The sequence below is a fragment of the Ruegeria sp. P8 genome (genome assembly GCF_056534665.1).
The window spans coordinates 1-20694 of record NZ_JBQERC010000009.1 but is presented as its reverse complement, the minus strand read 5'-3'; the positions used below and the strand labels follow the sequence as shown (position 1 = coordinate 20694).

General features: G+C 59.2%; 22 protein-coding genes. 18 read left to right on the top strand and 4 right to left on the bottom strand.

Going from position 1 to position 20694, the window contains the following annotated elements:
- Nucleotides 1-11: 11 nt before the first annotated feature.
- From ACR0BZ_RS12075 to fsa, 3 genes are all read right to left on the bottom strand, one after another.
- Entirely contained in the window at nucleotides 12-932 is a 921-nt protein-coding gene (locus tag ACR0BZ_RS12075; RefSeq protein WP_480920300.1) for a tyrosine recombinase XerC, read from the bottom strand.
- Complete coding sequence (locus ACR0BZ_RS12070) at nucleotides 929-1636, bottom strand: DUF484 family protein (protein WP_209505485.1); 708 nt, start codon at nucleotides 1634-1636, stop codon at nucleotides 929-931. Before ACR0BZ_RS12070 ends, ACR0BZ_RS12075 begins: the two co-directional genes overlap by 4 nt.
- 197 nt (nucleotides 1637-1833) lie before the next feature.
- A complete protein-coding gene (fsa, locus tag ACR0BZ_RS12065; protein ID WP_209505487.1) occupies nucleotides 1834-2487 on the bottom strand; it encodes a fructose-6-phosphate aldolase in 654 nt (217 codons plus the stop codon).
- A gap of 88 nt (nucleotides 2488-2575) precedes the next feature.
- On the opposite strand from fsa, the gene ACR0BZ_RS12060 reads away from it, so the two are divergent.
- The 4 genes from ACR0BZ_RS12060 (at nucleotide 2576) to ACR0BZ_RS12045 (ending at nucleotide 7480) form a co-directional block, all read left to right on the top strand.
- The gene (locus tag ACR0BZ_RS12060) at nucleotides 2576-4771 is read left to right on the top strand and encodes a primosomal protein N' (RefSeq protein ID WP_480920299.1); all 2196 of its coding nucleotides are present in this window, start codon (nucleotides 2576-2578) and stop codon (nucleotides 4769-4771) included.
- An 85-nt stretch (nucleotides 4772-4856) separates the two neighbouring features.
- Nucleotides 4857-6089, top strand: coding sequence for an MFS transporter (locus ACR0BZ_RS12055; protein WP_480920298.1), 1233 nt, complete (start codon nucleotides 4857-4859; stop codon nucleotides 6087-6089).
- Nucleotides 6090-6155: 66 nt separating this feature from the next.
- Nucleotides 6156-7034 carry a 50S ribosomal protein L11 methyltransferase gene (locus ACR0BZ_RS12050; protein WP_480920297.1) on the top strand — a complete coding sequence of 293 codons (879 nt, stop codon included), beginning with the start codon at nucleotides 6156-6158 and terminating at the stop codon, nucleotides 7032-7034.
- Nucleotides 7035-7123: 89 nt separating this feature from the next.
- Complete coding sequence (locus ACR0BZ_RS12045) at nucleotides 7124-7480, top strand: hypothetical protein (RefSeq protein WP_267364115.1); 357 nt, start codon at nucleotides 7124-7126, stop codon at nucleotides 7478-7480.
- A 106-nt stretch (nucleotides 7481-7586) separates the two neighbouring features.
- Here ACR0BZ_RS12045 and ACR0BZ_RS12040 read toward each other — a convergent pair whose 3' ends face one another.
- On the bottom strand, nucleotides 7587-7802 hold the full coding sequence (locus tag ACR0BZ_RS12040; protein WP_267364114.1) for a DUF1127 domain-containing protein: 216 nt from the start codon (nucleotides 7800-7802) through the stop codon (nucleotides 7587-7589).
- A 333-nt stretch (nucleotides 7803-8135) separates the two neighbouring features.
- Between ACR0BZ_RS12040 and ruvC the strand changes: the two genes are divergently transcribed.
- The 14 genes from ruvC (at nucleotide 8136) to ACR0BZ_RS11970 (ending at nucleotide 20462) form a co-directional block, all read left to right on the top strand.
- A complete protein-coding gene (gene ruvC, locus ACR0BZ_RS12035; RefSeq protein WP_209598197.1) occupies nucleotides 8136-8633 on the top strand; it encodes a crossover junction endodeoxyribonuclease RuvC in 498 nt (165 codons plus the stop codon).
- Nucleotides 8630-9307, top strand: coding sequence for a Holliday junction branch migration protein RuvA (gene ruvA, locus ACR0BZ_RS12030; RefSeq protein WP_480507047.1), 678 nt, complete (start codon nucleotides 8630-8632; stop codon nucleotides 9305-9307). Before ruvC ends, ruvA begins: the two co-directional genes overlap by 4 nt.
- Nucleotides 9308-9311: 4 nt before the next feature.
- A complete protein-coding gene (ruvB, locus tag ACR0BZ_RS12025; RefSeq protein WP_267364110.1) occupies nucleotides 9312-10331 on the top strand; it encodes a Holliday junction branch migration DNA helicase RuvB in 1020 nt (339 codons plus the stop codon).
- A gap of 64 nt (nucleotides 10332-10395) precedes the next feature.
- Nucleotides 10396-11019 carry a hypothetical protein gene (locus tag ACR0BZ_RS12020; protein ID WP_480507046.1) on the top strand — a complete coding sequence of 208 codons (624 nt, stop codon included), beginning with the start codon at nucleotides 10396-10398 and terminating at the stop codon, nucleotides 11017-11019.
- Nucleotides 11016-11399 carry a tol-pal system-associated acyl-CoA thioesterase gene (ybgC, locus tag ACR0BZ_RS12015; protein ID WP_480920296.1) on the top strand — a complete coding sequence of 128 codons (384 nt, stop codon included), beginning with the start codon at nucleotides 11016-11018 and terminating at the stop codon, nucleotides 11397-11399. The genes ACR0BZ_RS12020 and ybgC overlap by 4 nt, the downstream gene beginning before the upstream one ends.
- Nucleotides 11400-11508: 109 nt before the next feature.
- The gene (gene tolQ, locus ACR0BZ_RS12010; protein WP_209505518.1) at nucleotides 11509-12204 is read left to right on the top strand and encodes a protein TolQ; all 696 of its coding nucleotides are present in this window, start codon (nucleotides 11509-11511) and stop codon (nucleotides 12202-12204) included.
- Nucleotides 12205-12206: 2 nt separating this feature from the next.
- Nucleotides 12207-12683 carry a protein TolR gene (gene tolR, locus ACR0BZ_RS12005; protein ID WP_480483970.1) on the top strand — a complete coding sequence of 159 codons (477 nt, stop codon included), beginning with the start codon at nucleotides 12207-12209 and terminating at the stop codon, nucleotides 12681-12683.
- 9 nt (nucleotides 12684-12692) lie between these two features.
- Complete coding sequence (locus tag ACR0BZ_RS12000; protein WP_480832775.1) at nucleotides 12693-13796, top strand: energy transducer TonB; 1104 nt, start codon at nucleotides 12693-12695, stop codon at nucleotides 13794-13796.
- Nucleotides 13793-15112 carry a Tol-Pal system beta propeller repeat protein TolB gene (gene tolB, locus ACR0BZ_RS11995; RefSeq protein WP_480920295.1) on the top strand — a complete coding sequence of 440 codons (1320 nt, stop codon included), beginning with the start codon at nucleotides 13793-13795 and terminating at the stop codon, nucleotides 15110-15112. Before ACR0BZ_RS12000 ends, tolB begins: the two co-directional genes overlap by 4 nt.
- A gap of 72 nt (nucleotides 15113-15184) precedes the next feature.
- The gene (gene pal, locus ACR0BZ_RS11990) at nucleotides 15185-15694 is read left to right on the top strand and encodes a peptidoglycan-associated lipoprotein Pal (RefSeq protein WP_267364104.1); all 510 of its coding nucleotides are present in this window, start codon (nucleotides 15185-15187) and stop codon (nucleotides 15692-15694) included.
- Between the two features lie 4 nt (nucleotides 15695-15698).
- The gene (gene ybgF / locus ACR0BZ_RS11985; RefSeq protein WP_480920361.1) at nucleotides 15699-16523 is read left to right on the top strand and encodes a tol-pal system protein YbgF; all 825 of its coding nucleotides are present in this window, start codon (nucleotides 15699-15701) and stop codon (nucleotides 16521-16523) included.
- Nucleotides 16514-17773: a tRNA lysidine(34) synthetase TilS gene (gene tilS / locus ACR0BZ_RS11980; protein ID WP_480920294.1), complete on the top strand. Its 1260-nt coding sequence runs from the start codon at nucleotides 16514-16516 to the stop codon at nucleotides 17771-17773. Before ybgF ends, tilS begins: the two co-directional genes overlap by 10 nt.
- A 75-nt stretch (nucleotides 17774-17848) precedes the next feature.
- Nucleotides 17849-19765: an ATP-dependent zinc metalloprotease FtsH gene (ftsH, locus tag ACR0BZ_RS11975; protein ID WP_267367030.1), complete on the top strand. Its 1917-nt coding sequence runs from the start codon at nucleotides 17849-17851 to the stop codon at nucleotides 19763-19765.
- Nucleotides 19766-19865: 100 nt separating this feature from the next.
- Nucleotides 19866-20462, top strand: coding sequence for an MOSC domain-containing protein (locus tag ACR0BZ_RS11970; protein WP_480920293.1), 597 nt, complete (start codon nucleotides 19866-19868; stop codon nucleotides 20460-20462).
- Nucleotides 20463-20694: the final 232 nt, after the last annotated feature.

Sequence of the window (20694 nt, the reverse complement as noted above, 5' to 3'; positions counted from 1 at the left end):
CAATGTGTCAGTCACGCCTTTGGATGCGCACGGTTGTAGACTTCCATAAGCCGTGCAGTATCCACGGCGGTATAGGTCTGTGTGGTTGACAATGAGGCGTGCCCCAACAGTTCCTGAATGGCCCGCAGATCTCCTCCTGCGGACAACAGATGGGTGGCAAAGCTGTGTCTCATGGCATGAGGTGTGGCGGTTGAAGGTAGCCCCAGTTGCATCCGTGCCTTGGCCATGACGCCTTGAATCGCGCGCGGGTTCAGCGGGCCGCCACGAGCGCCCCGGAACAAGGCTGCGTCCTTCGCTTGCGGGTGGGGGCAAAGCTGAAGATATCGGTCAACCGCGTCTCGGGCAGCTGGAAGAACCGGAACGATCCGTTCCTTGTCGCCCTTCCCGACAATGCGCAACGTCTCGGGCAGGGGCGCGTCTGCACCGGTCAGAGACAAGGCCTCGGATATCCGCAGGCCGCATCCGTAAAGCAGGGTGACAACCGCAACATCACGGGCCGCAACCCAGTCGGACACAGATTGCAGCTCGACCGTGTCAATCATGGCGCGCGCGGCGTCTTCGGCCAGAGGGCGGGGCAGTTTCTTGGTGAATTTGGGCGCGCGGGTCGACAGAACGGCGGTGGGTTCAAATCCCTCTCGCTCGGCCAGCCAACGATAGAAGCTTTTGACGGCGGACAGTTTGCGCGCAAGGGATCGCGCGCTGATATCCCCGCTGCGCTGATCCGCCATCCAGGCGCGCATGTCCGCCACGGTGATCCGTTCCAGCGCCTTCAGCCCCTGCCGCTCTGCGTGATGCAGGGTCATGAAAGACAGAAACTCGGTGACATCGCCGCGATAGGCGGTTTGCGTGTTTTGCGACCGCCCCGCCAGCGCGCCCAGAGTGTCCAGCCAGTGCTGGAGCGCGTCGCGGCAAGCGGGTGAGATAAGGTTCACGACAGCCAGTGGCGCATCGAGCGTTCGAATACGCCGGAAAAGAAGGTGAGAAGATCGGTGCCGAGTTGCGGTGTAAAATGCCGCGGATCACGGGCCCCCATGACGATCATGCCCGGCAGGCGACCCGGACCGAGATCCAGCTTCAGGCAGGCTTCCGAGCGCAACTGATCCGCCAGCGCGCCGAAAACACGTCGGTTTGGCTGATGAGTTTCGCGCAAGGTCACGTCGCGGACAGGGCCGCCGCGACCGTTCGTCAGGTATTGGTTGATAAAGCCGGGCTCTGCGATCGTCAGAACGCCTCCAAGCCTGTCGACAGCAGGATCGTTCTGAACCACGGTGGTTTCCAGAACCAGCGTGATATGGTCAACCCGCAGGATATTCGCGACATCAGTGCCAAGGGCACGCAGGAAATCCTCGAATTCGACCGGTTCCAGCAGGCGCAAAATCGCGCGGTGAACCTGATTGGTGCCTGCAAGGTTTTCATAGGCCGCCGCGATGACCGAGCGGTGGGTATCTTCCAGCCGGTCCAATCGCGCCTCAAGCCGCTGCATGGCAATGCCGCGCAGATCGATCACATTATCACCCCGGGCGCGTTCGTTCGCGGCCACAAGGGCTTGCATCAGGTCCTTGTCGTCCAGAACGACGTCGGGCTCGGCCAGAATTGCCGCGCGGAGATTATCCTCGAGTTTGGGATTGCTGCTCATGTCCTGTCCGGTCTTTTTTTGTTGGGCGGCTTATAACATGCCGAACCGGATTTGCCTTGGGAAAAATGCACGCAAGAGTGGATTTCCCCGGATGCTGTGGCGGATAGGCTCCCGCCTGCCACGCCTGATCGCAGATCAGGCTTTGGGCCGTTGGGCCCGGCGCGGCGCCTGATGGCGCCGCGCGGTTGCAAACCAGATCAGAGGATTTTCTGACCGGTTTTGGCCCAGTCTGCCAGAAAGGTTTCCAGACCTTTGTCGGTCAGCGGGTGATCGGCCAGTTTCTTGATCACGGCTGGCGGCGCGGTGATGACATCGGCACCAATGCGGGCACTTTCGGTGACGTGGTTCACGGTGCGGATCGAAGCGGCCAGAATTTCGGTTTCGAACCCGTAATTGTCATAGACCTGACGGATGTCGGCGATCAGATCCATGCCATCCAGGTTGATATCGTCCAGACGGCCGATGAAGGGCGAAATGAAGGTCGCACCCGCTTTTGCAGCCAGAATCGCCTGATTGGTCGAAAAGCACAGGGTGACGTTGACCATCTGTCCTTCGTCGCTGAGCGTCTTGCAGGTTTTCAGACCGGCCCATGTCAGCGGAACCTTCACGGCGATATTAGGGGCAATCTTGGCCAGCTTGCGGCCCTCGGCGATCATGTCGTCAGCTTCGGTGGCGACAACTTCGGCGGAAACGGGACCGTCGACCAGATCGCAGATCTCTTTCGTCACTTCCAGAATGTCGCGGCCCGATTTCAGGATCAGCGAGGGGTTGGTGGTCACGCCGTCCACCATGCCCAGATCGTTCAGTTCAGCAATGGCGTCGATCTCGGCAGTGTCTACGAAGAATTTCATGAGGGCAGTCCTTTGATGGGTTGGCCTTGGTCGCGGATGGCTTTACCTCAAAGAGAGCCATGCTGGAACCCCCTGCAAAGGATATGCTGTGAGCGCTAACGGATTTTTCGACGAGGGAGAGCTGATTGCGGTGCTGACAACGCAACCGCTGGACCGGACGTTGGATTACAAAGCGCCGGAAGGAGGATGCTTTCTGGGTGCGTTTGTCGAGGTGCCGCTTGGTCCGCGCAAGGTGTTGGGCGTTGTCTGGGGGCCGGGGCAGGGTGGATTCGATCTGAACAAGGCGCGGTCGGTGATCCGTGTACTTGAAGTTGCGCCCATGCGCGAGGAAATGCGGGCATTCCTCGGCAAGGTTGCCGACTACACCCTGACGCCGATGCCCGCGATGTTGCGACTGGCGACCCGCGCGCCGGGGCTGGGTGACCCACCGTCCATGCGCAAGATCTATCGTTTGGGAACCACCTCGCCAGACCGGATGACCGACGCCAGAACCCGTGTGCTTGACGTGTTGCGCGACTATGGCGGGTTGGCATTTACGTTAAAGGAACTGGCAGAACAGGCCGGGGTAACTTCGTCCGTTGTCAAAGGCTTGGTCAAGCAAGGCGCGGTTCGTGAAGAAGATAGCCCGCGCGACCTGCCGTATCCGCATCTTGATCCCGATTTGCCGGGAAAGGACCTGACCGAAGATCAGGCAAGTGCGGTTGCGCAGCTTCGCGCCGGGCAACGGACGGGGAATTACGGCACAACGTTGCTGAAAGGCGTGACGGGTTCCGGCAAGACCGAAGTCTATCTGGAGGCTGTGGCCGAAGCGCTGCGCATGGGGCGGCAGGCACTTGTCCTTTTGCCGGAAATTGCGCTGACCGCAGAATTCCTGACACGGGTTGAGGCGCGGTTTGGCGCGCGCCCTGCCGAGTGGCATTCGGGCGCGACCATGACTGAACGCAGGCGCGTCTGGCGGATGGTCGGGCAGGGGGAAGCTCAACTGGTTGTTGGCGCGCGGTCAGCCCTGTTTCTGCCATTTCGCGATCTGGGGCTGGTCGTGGTGGATGAGGAACACGACACCTCGTACAAGCAGGAAGACGGGGTGCATTACAGCGCGCGTGACATGGCGGTCTTGCGGTCGGCCATCTGCGGCGCGCGGGTGATTCTGGCCAGCGCAACCCCATCGCTGGAAAGCTGGGCAAATGCTGAGACAGGTAAATATGATCGGATCGACCTGACTTCGCGTTTCGGGGCGGCAGTGTTGCCCGAGATGAAGCCCATCGACATGCGGGCCGAACAGATGCAGGCCGGAACGTGGATATCTCCGACTTTGCGGCAAGCGGTGCAGCAGCGGATCGAGAAAGGCGAACAGTCGCTGCTGTTCATAAACCGCCGTGGCTATGCGCCGGTTACCCTGTGCCGTGCGTGCGGTGAACAGATCGCCTGCGACCATTGCGACGCGCGCATGGTCGAGCATCGGTTTCTCAAGCGCCTGATGTGCCACCAATGTGGTGAGACCAAACCGATGCCCGAGATCTGTCCTTCCTGCGGGGTCGAGGGCAAGCTGGCTCCGGTGGGGCCGGGCATTGAGCGTTTGGCCGAAGAGGCCGAGGTGACTTTCCCCGAGGCCAAAATTGCCATGCTAAGTTCTGATCTGTTCGGCTCAGCCCGCGCACTAAAGGCCAAGATCGAAGAGATTGCGGCCGGGGATGCCGATATCGTTGTCGGAACGCAGCTGGTGGCCAAGGGGCACAACTTTCCCAAGCTGACATTGGTGGGGGTGATCGACGCGGATCTCAGTCTGCATGGCGCAGACCTGAGGGCCGCTGAACGAACATTTCAGCTGATGCGACAGGTTGCGGGGCGTGCTGGTCGGGCTGAAAAACCGGGGCAGGCGCTGTTACAGACTTTCCAGCCGGAACACCCGGTGATCCGGGCGATTCTGTCGGGTGACGAAGAGGGCTTTTGGAAGGCCGAGGCCGCCGGTCGGCAAGCGGCCGGTGTGCCGCCTTATGGACGTATGGCGGGGATCGTGTTGTCGGGCCCCGAGGTCGGACCGGTCTTTGACATTGGCAACGCCATGGCGCGCAACGACAGCCCATTGCGCCAGATTGGCGCGCAGGTGTTTGGCCCCGCCCCAGCGCCGATTGCCCGTATTCGCGGACGTCACCGTGTCCGCCTGTTGGTCAAGGCACCCAAGGGCGCACCAATCCAGGATGCTATCGCCCGTTGGATTGCCCCGTTACGCCTGAAAGGCGATATCCGCCTGACCGTCGATATCGATCCACAAAGCTTTTACTGACGGTGACGTCTGCATTAACGCAGGGCCATTGTGCGCCGGTCGCTTCCCCCTCGCCAAAGTTGGGAAATGGGCGTAGAGGATTCTCATGCTGAAACCTATGCCCCTTGCCGAGGCGCAGAGCCTTCCGTTCTGGCGTCGTCCTGTCACGCTTCTGTTCGTGATGGCCTTGACCATGCCCATCGCGTTTAATGCGTGGAGCGCGCTGTTGAACAACTTCGTCATTGAGGCAGCGAATTTCGACGGGGCCGATATCGGCCTGCTACACACGGTGCGCGAGATTCCGGGCTTTCTGGCGGTCGGCGTGATTGCCGTCATCATTTTCATTCGCGAGCAGGTGCTGGCCATGATCTCGCTGATGATGCTTGGGGTCGCAACGGCTTTTACGGCCTGGTTCCCAAGCCTTGGCGGATTGCTGTTCGTGACCTTGTTCAGTTCAATCGGGTTTCATTACTATGAGACTGTAAACCAGTCGCTTCAGTTGCAATGGCTTCCCAAGGATCGCGCGCCGCAGATATTGGGATGGCTGGTCGCAATGGGCTCGGCTGCAACGATGGTGGTTTACGGGCTGATCGTTCTGACCTGGGAGCGGTTCGATCTGTCCTATAACTTTGTCTTCATGGCTGCTGGCGGTGCAACAGCTTTGCTAGCCCTGTTTTGCCTGTTCGCCTTCCCGCAATTCGATGCCCCCACACCGCAAACCAAGAAACTGATCCTGCGCCGTCGATACTGGCTATATTACGCGCTGCAATTCATGGCCGGTGCGCGGCGACAGATCTTTGTCGTCTTTGCTGGGTTCATGATGGTCGAGAAGTTCGGCTTTGAAGTGCATGAGCTGACCAGCCTGTATCTGATCAACCTGATGATCAACATGATGGTTGCTCCGTTGCTGGGTAAAGCGGTGGCCAAGTTTGGCGAACGGCGCACGTTGATCTTTGAATACACCGGTCTGGCGATCGTGTTCGCAGCCTATGGTGGCATCTACTGGTTTGGCTGGGGCGTGCTGTTGGCGGCGACGCTCTATGTCATCGACCATGTGCTGTTTGCGCTGGCGCTGGCGCTGAAAACCTATTTCCAGAAAATCGCCGATCCGGCGGATATTGCGCCAACTGCCGCAGTCGCGTTCACGATCAACCATATCGCCGCTGTATTCTTGCCCGCGTTGCTTGGTTTGCTCTGGGTCGTGTCGCCAGGTGCCGTGTTTGGCCTTGCGGCGGCGATGGCGGTCGTTTCTCTGCTGCTGTCCCTGCTGGTTCCGCGCCACCCCGAACCGGGCAATGAGACCGTCCTGAGCAAATACGCGCCAGCCCCGGCGGAATAGGCCGCAAAGCTTGACGTTGGCGGCGCACCGTCCTACGCGCAGTGCCAACTGACACAGGAGTTCCGGATGCCCACATTCACTGCGCTGACCACGCTAACAGGTAAGAAAGCCGCCGAAGGTCTGGGCGAAGCGATGGAGCGGCTGGAGCCCGAACCAACCGGCGTCGGTGTGTTCGAGGTCGAAGACGGTTCGGGCCTGTGGGAAGTGGGCGGGTACTTTACCGAAGCCCCTGACGAGACCGCATTGGCCGTTCTGGCAGTTGCTTTTGAAGCCAAACCTTTTGTTGTGTCGGAAGTGCCTGAAACCGATTGGGTGGCCCATGTGCGGCGAGAGCTTGCCCCGGTTGAGGCGGGCCGCTTTTTTGTCTATGGCAGCCACGATGCCGACAAGCTGCCCGACGGTCGCATTCCACTGCTGATCGAGGCGGCAATGGCCTTTGGTACCGGACATCACGGTACCACGCTGGGATGTTTGAAAGCTCTGGACCGGTTGTTGGATGAAGGGTTCAGTGCCTCGAAAGTAGCGGATATCGGTTGCGGCACGGCCGTTTTGGCCATGGCGGCAGCCCGGGTATGGGATGGCGATTTCATTGCCAGCGATATCGACGAGGTGGCCGTTGAAGTGGCCGAAGCCAACCTGAAGGCAAACGGTATGTCCGGCGCGGTTCAGTGTGTTGAAGCTGCAGGTTTCGATCATCCCGACCTCAAGGTGCACGCACCCTACGATCTGATTTTTGCCAATATCCTCAAAGGGCCTTTGGTAGCTTTATCACCCGAAATGGCAGCGAATCTCCGCCCAGGTGGGCACGCGATCCTGTCGGGAATCCTTAACGAACAGGCCGATGACGTGGTTTCCGTTTATTCACAAAACGGGTTCAATCAGACCTATAGGGCCGAGATTGGTGAGTGGACGACCCTAATTTTAACCAAACAGGGCGTGAATTAGGCCATTTGCAGGAGTTTTATAGGTTTTTGCCACGTTTTTGTCGCAATCTCTTTTTACCGTTTTCTGAATGAAGTCGAGGGGGGCGGTTTTTGGAGGCTGCCATGACGGGTAAACAACTGGAGTTCAATCAGCGCGTAAGTCGCCTGAACAAGAAACACCAAAAGATGAGCCGTGGCTATCGCGCGACGATGCGCAAGGATGGCCTGGTGGTGATGAGGCCGCAGCGGGTGAGCTCGGCGGTGCCGGCAAAGGTGCTGCTGCTTACGCTTGTGGGTTTCTTCGCCTTCAAAGCATTTCTTTTGTCCCACCTTGGCCCGACCGGCTATCAATATCGGATCGACAGCCTGAACGAAGGTACGCCAGTCGAAAAAGCCGGTGCCTGGGTGATGCAAATCGACCCTGTGTCGCAAGCCCTCGCCGCTCAGCTGAACAAAGTTTTCTACTAATCCGCTCCCTCGGATTAAAAAAACACCGCGTACCCTTATGGTGCGCGGTGTTTTTGTGTGCCCCTCAAGGGAGGAGGAAGGGGCAAATAAGTATAGTGGCCGGTTCTTAGCGGCGACCTTCGGCGATGGAGTCTATGTCACCACGGCACAGGCCGATATCGTCCAGTTCGCGGTCGGTCAGACCGGTCAGCGCGTTGCGGGTTACGCGGGCGTCATTCCATTCAACTGCGGCGTTAACGGCCGATACGAAAAATGCGCCGATACGGCCAACAAGGCCGAACGAGCCAGTGGTAGCGACGCGGGTTGTGTCCAGTGCAGCCATATCCTGTTTCCTTCTGGTTAGTGTTCATATTGCATTTCTGCGATCTGCGGGGCATCTAGTGCTGTCATTTCGTTCGCACAAGTTCAGTTTTTGCATGTGTCCTATGCGTTTTCTGCAAGGCTTCACGAAGCTGTAATCCCCTTTAACAATTGGTAAAAAAACCTTTGGGAAAGTGTCGAATTCAGACTTCACTGGGTCGCAAAACGCGCTCGAAGTCGCGCCTGTGACACGCGTGTCGTTTTCAGCCCTGGGGTCAATTCGCTTGGAAAATGTTCACGCTTCGTGCTAGGCGTTGAAAAAAGATCACACAACCCGAGCAGGCCGAGGCAAAATATGCGAATTCTGGGCATCGATCCGGGGCTTAGAACCCTGGGATGGGGCGTCATCGAATCAAATGGCAGCCGCCTGAGCCATGTGGCCAACGGGTTGTGCAAATCGGATGGGGACGATCTGGGCGAGCGGCTGCTGTCGCTGCACAATCAGATTGTCGAAGTGATTGCGGATCACAGACCCGACCAGGCTGCTATCGAACAGACATTCGTGAACAAGGATGGGGCCGGAACCCTCAAATTGGGGCAGGCGCGTGGTGTGGCGTTGCTGACGCTGGCACAGGCCGGTTTGCCGGTGGGGGAGTATGCACCCAACCGGGTGAAAAAGACCGTGGTGGGCGTGGGTCATGCCGAGAAAGAGCAGGTTTTGCATATGGTCAAACTGCAATTGCCGGGCTGTTTGCCGAAAGGGGCCGACGCGGCGGATGCACTGGCGATTGCGATCTGCCATGCCTATTACGGGAAAACGCAACAGGCGCGTGTGAAAGAGGTGCGGGCATGATCGGCAAACTGACAGGGCGGCTGGATTACCGCGCGGTGGATCATGTGCTGATCGATGTTCGGGGCGTCGGCTATCTTGTCTATTGTTCCGACCGAACCTTGGCGGCATTGCCGGGGGCGGGCGAGGCGGTCTCGATCTACACTGACATGGTCGTCCGCGAAGACCTTATGCAGCTTTACGGGTTTCTGTCGCTTGTCGAGAAAGAGTGGCATCGCCTGCTGTGCTCGGTTCAGGGGGTCGGCGCGAAGGTGTCGCTGGCGATCCTGAGTGCATTGGGGCCCGACGGTGTCAGCCGCGCAATTGCCTTGGGGGACTGGGGTGCTGTCAAGGCGGCCAAGGGCGTCGGGCCAAAAACCGCCCAGCGGATCGTGTTGGACCTCAAGGACAAGGCACCCGGAGTGATGGCCATGGGCGGCACGATTGCTCAGGCGATGGACGGGCCGGAACTTGAGGTTGTTGAGCCGAATGATTCTACACCCGCGCCGAGACGTGTTCCGAAACCGCCATCGGGCGCCGCGGCCGCGTCTGCCGGGGCGTTGTCGGCGCTGGCCAACCTTGGATATGGGCCATCCGAGGCGGCAGGTGCCGTGGCTGAAGCGGCTGCAAGCCAGCCGGATGCGGACGAGGCTGATCTGATCCGCGCGGCCCTCAGGCTACTGGCTCCGAAAGGGTAAGTGAATGGTTGACGCTGATCCCACCCTGCGCCCGGAGCCCCTGCCGGAAGACAATGACCGCGCTTTGCGTCCTCAGGGGCTGGATGAATTCATTGGTCAGGCTGAGGCGCGTGCCAACTTGCGCATCTTTATTCAATCCGCCCGGCAACGCGGCGAGGCGATGGACCACACCTTGTTTCACGGACCTCCGGGGTTGGGTAAGACGACCCTCGCACAGATCATGGCGCGTGAACTGGGGGTGAACTTTCGCATGACCTCTGGCCCGGTTCTGGCCAAGGCGGGGGATCTGGCGGCGATCCTGACCAATCTTGAATCGCGGGACGTGTTGTTCATAGACGAGATTCACAGGCTCAACCCGGCGGTGGAAGAAGTGCTGTACCCGGCGATGGAAGATTTCGAGCTGGATCTTGTTATCGGCGAAGGCCCTGCTGCGCGCACTGTACGGATCGAGTTGCAGCCATTCACACTTGTGGGGGCCACCACGCGGATGGGTCTGCTGACAACGCCCTTGCGTGACCGGTTTGGTATCCCGACCCGGCTTCAGTTCTACACGGTCGATGAATTGCACGAAATCGTCACCCGGAACGCGCGGAAACTGGGCGCGCCCGCGGATAACGATGGTGCGCGCGAAATCGCACGCCGGTCGCGCGGAACGCCGCGTATCGCCGGGCGATTGCTGAGACGCGTTGTGGATTTCGCCATTGTCGAAGGGGACGGGCGGATCACACGGGACCTGGCCGATGGTGCCTTGACCCGTCTGGGCGTCGATAATTTGGGCCTTGATGGTGCGGACCGGCGTTATCTGAAGCTGATTGCCGAAAACTATGCAGGTGGCCCGGTGGGGATTGAAACCCTGTCTGCCGCGCTGTCCGAAAGCCGCGACTCGCTTGAGGAAGTGATTGAGCCCTATTTGCTGCAACAGGGGCTGATCCAACGTACTCCGCGTGGGCGGATGTTGGCGCAGAAGGCGTGGACGCATCTTGGGATGGCCGCGCCCAAGCGGCAAAGCGATCTGTTCGGTTGAAGCCAGCGCGCTTAGATTTTAAGCCTTTCGGCGAGAGTATTTTTGAAAAGATGAAGGGCTGGCGGTGACACCGGAAGAAATTGAAGCGCTGTTCACACGCGAAAGCGGCGAGTTTCTGTTTGCGCGTTGGGGGCGGCCAATTGTTCCGATCGTTTTCGGCGTCGAAGACGAGACGCTGGCCACCGTAAAGGGGGCTTTTGAGGCGGTTGTCGCGCTGGCTGGTCACCAAATGGCCGAGACGGACCCTGAGCTTGGCGCGAACTGCATGGTTTTCTTTTTCCGGGACTGGCAGGAACTGCTGGAGGTACCGGACCTTGATCGATTGATCCCGGATCTGGAACCTTTGGTCGCGCGTCTGGTCGCGGCAGATGCAAACCAGTACCGCGTTTTCCGATTCGAAGAAGATGGCGCGATCCGTGCGGCGTTTGTGTTTCTGCGCATGGACAAGGAATTGTGCAAGGTTCCGGCGGAAACCCTTGCGCTCAATCAGGTCGTGCAGACCATCTTGCTCTGGTCGGACACTGCATTTCGCAATCAATCGCCACTGGCAATCGCAGGTAAGGCCACGATCCTGCGTCCCGACATCGCGGCCTTGATCCGGGCGGCCTATGATCCGGTTTTGCCACGGGCGGCACAGGATGCCTCGCACGCGTTAAGGCTGTTTGCCCGACTGGAGGCGTTGCAATGAAACACACCTACCCCATCCGCGTGTATTATGAAGACACCGACATGGGTGGGGTTGTCTATCACGCGAACTACCTGCGCTATATCGAACGCGCGCGCTCGGACTGGGTGCGTAATCTGGGCAATGACCAAAACGCCATGCGGGACGAGGGCATTGTTTGGGTTGTGCGGCGGGTCGAGGCCGAGTATCTGGCACCTGCGAGGTTCGATGATGAATTGATCGTTGAAACCGAGGTCACCGAAATCTCGGGCGTGCGTCTGACTATGGCGCAGCTTGTTCGTCGCGGTGACACCGAAATATTTCGTGCATCTGTCACGGCCGTTTGCATCAATAAAGCGGGCAAACCGATCCGATTGCCGGCAGAGATTCGCGCATTGATGTAACAATTTGCGGACCATGGGTGGTTCTGTTGGCTTTTCATGACCAACTGAGATAGCGTTTGGCAAAACAAGGCCAAACGAACGGCCATCAGGCAAAACAAAGAGCAGGTTCATGGAAGCTGAAACGCTGGCGCTGGCGCAGGAGATCGACTTCTCCATGTGGGGGCTGTTTGCCCGCGCGACCTTTATCGTCAAACTGGTGATGCTGGTACTTACCGGCGCATCCATCTGGTCCTGGGGGATCATCATTCAGAAGCTGATCAACTATCGCGCGGCCCGACGCGAGGCGCAGGTTTTTGATGAAAGCTTCTGGTCGGGCAACCCGTTGGATGAGTTGTTCGAGCAGATCGGAACGCAGCCGGATGGCAGCTCGGAAAAGATCTTTGCGTCAGGCATGATCGAGTGGCGCAGGTCGCATCGCAATGATGGCGGGCTGATTGCCGGGGCAACCGCGCGGATCGACCGGTCGATGGATGTCGCCATCGCGAAAGAGGCGGAAACCCTGCAAAAAGGTCTTCCCATTCTGGCAACTGTCGGCTCCACGGCTCCGTTTATCGGGCTGTTTGGCACCGTTTGGGGCATCATGAATGCATTCATCGAGATTGCCGAACAGCAAAACACCAACCTTGCCGTTGTGGCCCCCGGTATTGCCGAGGCGTTGATGGCGACAGGGTTGGGCCTTTTGGCGGCGATCCCGGCGGTGATTTTCTATAACAAACTCAGCGCCGATAGTGACCGGATCGTTGGCGGCTATGAAGCCTTTGCGGATGAATTCGCAACCATTCTGTCGCGCCAGTTGGACAGCTGACGATGGGCGCTGCGATCCAGCAATCTTCGAACGGCAATGGGCGCAGGCGTGGTCGGCGTCGCGGTCGCGCGCAGCCGATGGCCGAGATCAATGTGACACCTTTCGTGGATGTCATGCTGGTGTTGCTGATCATCTTCATGGTGGCCGCGCCATTGCTGACGGTCGGTGTTCCGGTCGATCTGCCCAAGACCGCAGCCAGTGCGCTGCCCGGCGACAACGAAGAGCCTTTGACCGTGACCCTGACCGCAGACGGCCGCGTGCAGATCCAGACCACCGACGTGTTGCGCGAAGAGTTGATTGGCAAGCTGCGTGCCATTGCGGCAGAGCGGAGCAGCGACCGGGTTTTCCTGCGGGCCGATGGCGCAATCCCTTATGCACAGGTGATGCAGGTCATGGGTGCGCTGAACGCGGGCGGGTTTTCCAACGTTGGCCTTGTGACCGATACCGGCGGGCCGACGCTGGATGAAGGTGGAGAGTGAGGTCGCACGGTGGATACCGGCACCAAGATTTCAGCGATTGCGCATGTCAGCCTGATCGGATGGGCGATGTTCGGCGGCACCTTCCGGTCCGAACCGTTGCCGATGGCTGTGCAGGATGTCTCTGTGATCACGGCTGAACAATTCGCGGCCATGACGGCCCAGCGGGATGCGCCGGAACTCCCCGAAGTGCCGACCGCGTTGCAGCAGCCGCCCGAGCCGGAGGCTGTGACCAAGCCGCCGGAACCCGAGAGTGACGAACAGCCCCGCCCTGAACCTGTTGCACCGGCTGAACCGGAACCAGAGCCAGAGCCCATCATCGTGGAAGCGCCGCCTGAACCCGAGGTGCCTGACGAGCCGCCGGTTCTGACGGAACCTCAGATCGAGCCTGTTGCACAGCCTGCGCCGCCCGGCCCCGAGGTACAGCCGCGCCCATCAGATCGCGTCGCGCCCGAGGCAATAGCTCCGCCACCGCCCGAGGCAAAGCCTGATGATTTTGAGACGCCTCCGGTATCCCTGGATGAAGGCGCAGCGGTTCAGCAGGAACAGCAGGATCAGACCGCGCCGCAAGAGGCAGCCCCTGAGATTGTGACCGAGGCCGAGGAAACCAAGGACCAGTCGCCCCTGACATCTCCGCGACCGCGCGTGCGCCCAAACCGGCCAAGCCCGCCGCCGGAACCCGCTGTGGCCAAAACGCCTGAGGCGACCCCGGAACCTGAGAAACAAACCGATGAAACGGCAATCAACGACGCCCTGGCCGAAGCCTTGGGCAGCGGGTCCGAACCTTCTGGCCCACCGCTGACCAGCGGAGAGAAAGACGCGATGCGACTGGCTGTCTCTGGATGTTGGAATGTGGGTTCCTTGTCCACGGATGCGCTGAACACTGTGGTTGTTGTTGCGTTTTCACTGAACCGTGATGGTACGGTCGTCGGTGGCAGTGTTCGGATGCTGGACAGCTCTGGCGGCTCGGCGGGAGCCGTTAAACAGGCCTACGAGGCTGCGCGACGTGCAATTTTGCGCTGCGGGGCCAAAGGATATGATTTGCCTGCTGACAAATACGAACATTGGCAGGATGTTGAGATTACATTTAACCCCGAGAGGATGCGGATCAAATGATGAAGCTTCTGACCAGCCTCTTTGTCGGCCTGACACTGATGTCTGCGCCGGTTTATGCACAGAACGGGCCTTTGCGCCTGGAACTGGATGAGGGGATTATCGAACCCTTGCCCTTTGCCGTTCCGAATTTTGTGCCGGACAGTCCGGCCGCAGCTCAGTTCGCGCAGGATATCTCGCGCGTGGTGGCGGCTGACCTGACCGGGACCGGGTTGTTCCGCGAAATCTCCTCGGATGCGTTCATCAGCCGGGTCAGCAGCTTCGAAGCTCCGGTTCAGTTTGCGGATTGGAAGGCGATCAACGCTGACGCGCTGGTCACCGGCGCTGTCAATGTGTCCGGTCAGAAACTGACGGTCCGGTTCCGGGTGTGGGATGTGTTTTCGGGCCAGGAACTGGGCAATGGCCTTCAACTGGCAGGTACCACAGACGGGTGGCGGCGCATGGCGCACAAGGTGGCCGATCAGGTCTATAGCCGGATCACAGGTGAAGGCGGTTATTTTGACAGCCGCGTTGCCTTTGTTTCGGAAAGCGGGCCGAAGGACCAGCGCCTGAAGCGTTTGGCGATCATGGATTACGATGGCGCGAATGTGCAGTACATGACCGACAGCGCCGCAATCGTTCTGGCGCCCCGGTTCTCACCCACCGGTGACCGGCTGCTTTATACCAGTTATGAAAGCGGCAGCCCGCGCATATACGTGACTGAAATCGGGCGCCCGAAACCGCGGGAACTGAAGACGCAGGACGGGACGATGAGCTTTTCGCCTCGGTTCTCGCCGGATGGCCGGTCGATTGTCTATTCGCTGATTCAGGGCGGCAATACCGATCTGTGGAAGATGGATATCGTTTCGGGTCAAAGCACGCGCCTGACCAACACGCCCGCAATTGAAACTGCCCCCAGCTATTCACCCGATGGCAGCCGGATCGTCTTTGAAAGCGACCGCTCCGGCACGCCGCAATTGTACGTGATGGCAGCAAACGGGGGCGAGGCCACGCGGATTAGCTTTGGCGCAGGCCGCTATGGTACCCCGGTCTGGTCACCGCGCGGCGACCTGATCGCCTTTACCAAGCAGAACCAGGGCCGGTTCCATATCGGCGTGATGCGCATCGACGGGGCAGAAGAACGTTTGCTGACAGCCTCTTTCCTGGATGAAGGCCCCACCTGGTCGCCCAATGGCCGGGTCATCATGTTCACCCGCGAAACGCAGGGGGCCAGTGGTAGGGCATCGCTTTACTCGGTGGATATCTCGGGCAGGAACCTGCGCCCGGTACGTACACCGGACGGCGGCAGCGATCCGTCCTGGGGCCCATTGCAGAATTGATCGCAGCAAAGTTCACAACAAATCGTCCCTGTGGTAGACAGGCGGCAATAAACATAACACGAGGCACCTGAAATGAACGTATTGAGCAAAGTTCTGGCGCTGGGCGCGCTGAGTGTGATCGCCGCCTGCACAAACAATGACCCCTCAGCCTTGGGTGGCGGTGGTGGTAGCGGAGGCATTGGATCCATTGTCCCCGGATCACCGAGTGATCCGCGCTCGCCCGCGTATTTCCAGCAAACAGTTGGGGACCGTGTCCTGTTTGCCGTTGACCAGTCAACCCTGTCGCCCGAGGCGCAAACAGTGCTGCAAGGGCAGGCGGACTGGCTGCTGGCCAATCCGGATTTTGTCGCAACGATCGAAGGCCACGCGGATGAGCAGGGCACGCGGGAATACAACCTTGCGCTGGGCGCACGCCGGGCGAACGCTGCGCGTGAGTACCTGATTTCGCGCGGCGTTGCGGGCAGCCGCCTGAACACCGTGAGCTATGGCAAGGAACGCCCGATCGAGATTTGCAGCACCGAGGAATGTTATTCCAAGAACCGCCGTGCGGTAACGGTTCTGACCGGGTCAACTCTGGGGTAAGATGATGCGCATTGCAGGATGGGTTTTGGCGGCGGTTGTGGCGACGGCTGGTGTAGCACAGGCACAGGATCAACAGACCCTTGCGGACATCCGTCAGGAACTGACGGTGCTACATGTGGAAATTCAGCGTTTGAAACGCGAGTTTTCCACTACGGGTTCACCCGCACCAAACCTGTCCGGCAGTTCGGTCCTTGAACGGGTGGATGCCATCGAGGCCGAATTGCAGCGCCTGACCCGCCAGACCGAGCAATTGAACCAGCGGGTGCAGAACATTGTCACCGACGGCACCAACCGTATCGGTGACCTTGAGTTCCGGCTGGTTGAACTGGAAGGCGGTGATTTGTCGACGTTGGGTGAGACCTCGACATTGGGTGGTGACACGGCCACTGTCATAACCGGACCAACAAGTATCGAAACGCCAGCGGCGACCGATAATGGTGAACTTGCCATAGGTGAGCGTGCTGATTTTGATGCTGCCTCGCAAGCGTTGGCCGATGGCGATTTCCAGACTGCTGCCACGTTGTTTGCGCAGTTTGAAACAAGCTATCCCGGCAGTCCGCTGGCGCCCGAAGCCAACCTGAAACGCGGTCATGCCCTAGAAGGGATTGGCGACACACGCGAAGCGGCCCGGGCATTTCTGGCCAGCTTCACGGGTGATTCCGAGGGCGCATTTGCACCCGAGGCGCTGTACGAACTGGGCGCGGCGCTTGGCCGTTTGGGACAGACCGATCAGGCCTGCATCACGCTTAATGAGGTCGGAGTACGCTTTCCTTCTGCGCCAGAGTTTTCGAGCGCCACGCAGGAGATGACCGCGTTGGGATGTACTTGAACCATCGCTCCGGCAAACTACTTGCAGACCTGCGCGCCCGGCTACCCGAAACACTTCCGCGCAAGTTGGGGATTGCAGTTTCGGGAGGCGGGGATTCCGTCGCCTTGATGCATCTTTTGCATCAGGTGGCGCAAGATGAGGCCATCACCCTTTTCGTTGCCACGGTCGACCACGGTTTGCGACCCGAATCCGCGTGCGAGGCCGAAACCGTATCCCGGCAGGCGGCTGCGCTGGGGATGTCTCATGATACGCTGCGTTGGTCGGGATGGGACGGTACCGGCAACTTGCAGGACCGGGCACGTCAGGCGCGATATGATTTGTTATCCGAATGGGCGAAGGGCCGCGGAATCGACGCCATTGCGCTGGGCCACACCGCAGATGATCAGGCGGAAACACTGCTGATGCGGTTGGGCCGATCATCCGGGGTCACGGGCCTGTCCGGCATGTCGGCTATTCGGAAACGGCGGGGTCTGACGTTGCTGCGTCCGATGCTGGGGATCACCCGTGAACAGCTGCGCACCTATCTGACTGAGGCTGGCGTAGCATGGGTGGACGATCCTTCGAATCAGGATGCCCGTTTCGATCGGATCAAGGCGCGCGAAGCTTTGGGTGGGCTGGAACCTTTGGGAATTGATGCGCTTTCATTGTCCCGCGTGGTGGACAATCTGGCGCAGGCACACACGGCACTTGGCCTCTGTGCGCAAGAATCCGCAGGGTCCGTGGCGCAGGTGGATCAAAGTGACGTGAGGGTGAACAGGGCCGGATTTGCCGTGTTGCCCCTTGAGATTCGGCGTCGTGTCCTGCTGGGAATCCTCTCGTGGATTGCCGGGTCGGGTTATCCTCCACGTCAGGCGGCAGTGGATCAGGCAATGGATGCAGTTGCGAATGGGCAATCGGGGTCAGTGGGCGGTTGTCTGATTGTTCCACAAGGCGGGAGTGTTTGGATTTGCAGGGAATTTAATGCCGTGAAATCTCAGATCGCGGCGCCCAGTGCTGTGTGGGATGGCAAATGGCGGCTCAGCGGACCGGCAATAATGGGCGCAGAAATCCGCGCTTTGGGCGGTGAGGGGTTGCAACAGGTGCCCGAGTGGCGTGCAACCGGGCGTCCCAGGATAGCGTTGACGGCGACGCCTGCGGTTTGGATTGCGGACAGGGTGCTGGCCGCCCCGCTTGCGGGTCTCGCGAATGGCTGGCATGCCAGGCTTGCGTCAGATTGGCCCGAGTTCCACGCATCTTTTTTATCGCATTGAACATACGACAATCCTCTCTATTTTAAGAGGTAACTTGGCAGCGTCTCACCTGCCGGAACTTTTAGGAGAATTTCCTTGGGCAACGCTCGCAATATCGCGTTTTGGGTCGTTTTGTTCCTGCTCATCCTTGCACTGTTCAATCTGTTCAGTGGACCGGGCGGAACGCTTCAGAGCAACGAGAAAACCTATTCCGACTTTGTCGGTGCCGTCCAGAGCGGTGAAGTCAAGAATGTGACCCTGGATGGTGAGCAGATTCGCTATACCCTGCAAAGCGGTGCCAGCTATGTCACGATCAAACCCGGCGACGCCGAAGTGACCAAGCTTCTGATCGAGGAAAACATACCAGTCCAGGCCGTGAAACAACAGCAATCAGGGTTTCAATCGTTCCTGATCACGCTGCTGCCTTTCCTGCTGCTGATCGGTGTCTGGGTCTATTTCATGAACCGGATGCAGGGCGGCGGCAAAGGTGGCGCGATGGGCTTTGGCAAATCCAAGGCCAAGATGCTGACTGAAAAGCATGGCCGCGTGACCTTTGATGATGTTGCCGGTATCGACGAAGCCAAGGAAGAGCTGGAAGAGATTGTCGAATTCCTGCGCAACCCGCAGAAGTTCAGCCGCCTTGGCGGCAAGATCCCCAAGGGTGCGCTGCTGGTTGGCCCTCCGGGTACCGGTAAGACGCTTCTGGCCCGGGCCATTGCGGGTGAAGCGGGCGTGCCGTTCTTCACCATCTCGGGTTCGGATTTTGTCGAAATGTTCGTTGGTGTGGGTGCGTCCCGCGTGCGCGACATGTTCGAGCAGGCGAAAAAGAACGCACCCTGTATCGTGTTTATCGACGAGATTGACGCTGTAGGCCGCCATCGCGGCGCCGGGTATGGCGGCGGCAATGACGAGCGGGAACAAACGCTCAACCAGTTGCTGGTCGAAATGGACGGGTTTGAGGCCAACGAAGGTGTGATCATTCTGGCAGCCACCAACCGCAAGGACGTTCTGGACCCTGCGCTGCTGCGACCGGGCCGGTTCGACCGTCAGGTCACAGTCGGCAACCCGGACATCAAGGGCCGCGAGAAAATTCTGGGCGTTCACGCACGCAAGACACCGCTGGGTCCCGATGTTGATCTGCGCATCATCGCGCGCGGTACGCCGGGCTTCTCGGGTGCGGATCTGGCCAACCTCGTGAACGAGGCCGCGTTGATGGCGGCGCGCGTGGGCCGTCGCTTTGTCACCATGGAAGATTTTGAAAACGCCAAGGACAAGGTGATGATGGGGGCCGAGCGCCGCTCGATGGTGCTGACTCAGGATCAGAAGGAAAAAACAGCCTATCACGAAGCGGGTCATGCTGTTGTTGGTCTGTCTCTGCCCATGTGCGATCCAGTCTACAAGGCGACCATCATACCGCGCGGCGGCGCGCTGGGTATGGTCGTTTCGCTGCCGGAAATGGATCGCCTGAACTATCACCGGGATGAGTGCGAACAAAAGCTGGCGATGACCATGGCAGGTAAGGCGGCCGAGGTCATCAAGTATGGCGAAGATCACGTGTCGAACGGGCCTGCCGGGGACATCATGCAGGCCAGCCAATTGGCACGTGCCATGGTGATGCGCTGGGGAATGTCGGACAAGGTCGGCAATATCGACTATGCCGAGGCGCATGAGGGATACCAGGGCAATACTGCCGGGTTCTCGGTATCGGCTCATACCAAGGAACTGATTGAAGAAGAGGTAAAGCGCCTGATCCAGCAAGGCTATGAACAGGCGCATAAGATTCTGACCGATCAGAACGAGGAATGGGAACGTCTGGCCCAAGGTTTGCTGGAATACGAAACACTGACCGGTGACGAAATCAAACGCGTCATGAACGGGGAATCGCCCGGCGACAGTGATGACCGGAACGACAAGTCAGACGAGGGCAGTGCGCCCAGCGTGACAGCCATCCCCAAGACCAAGGCGAAGAAATCACCGCCTGAGGGTGGGATGGAACCTGAACCGACAGCATAACCAGCAAGAACCCGGGCTCTGCCCCGGGTTTTTTTATCTTTCCATCAGAGCGTTACTGGGCATTATGCGCTGGCAGGCACCAATGGGAAGGGAAGCACGTATGCCGTTTTTGCGGAAAACCGAATTTGCAGCCGAAGTTCTTTGGCTGGGCCTTGTTCCTGCCGGCGGATCGCTTCGTGCCAAGCCCGTTGAGTTGCTGGATCTTGGGTTTGAGGGCGTGAAAGGCGAACGGCACGAAGGTCTGAACCGTGCGTCCTGTGTTCGGGTCTCGAATCTCTATCCCAAGGGCACTGAAATCCGCAATGTTCGTCAACTGTCGGTGCTGTCCTTGGAAGAGTTGCAGCAGATCGCGCAGAACATGGGGCTGGACCAGCTTGACCCGTCTTATCTGGGCGCATCCATAGTGCTGAAAGGTATACCGGATTTCTCGCACATTCCGCCGTCCTCGCGTCTTCAGGCGGTCAACGGGCTGACGATCACTGTGGATATGGAAAACGCGCCCTGCGTATTGCCCGGTCGCGAAATCGAAGCGGATCATCAGGGGTATGGTGCAGGGTTCAAACCTGCTGCCGTCGGGCGCCGCGGTGTCACGGGCTGGGTCGAACGTCCTGGGCGCATTCAACTGGGCGATCACCTCAAGCTCTTTGTTCCAGACCAGCCTGCCTGGAGCCCTGAAAATATGCAGGTTTCCGATTAGTTACAGATGAAGTGACCTGACGACGCTTCGCGACGCCAGAATGTCGGAATCCATGGCTAATCAGATTGTACACAAGGGTATGGAATGCGTAGCGCCGACGTTAGACGTCGGTTTTGCACGGTATTCAATCAAGGACCCCGGCCAATGAGCTATAAATCCGACATCGAAATTGCGCGTGAAGCGAATAAGAAGCCGATCCAGGAGATCGGCGCGAAGCTTGGAATATCCAGTG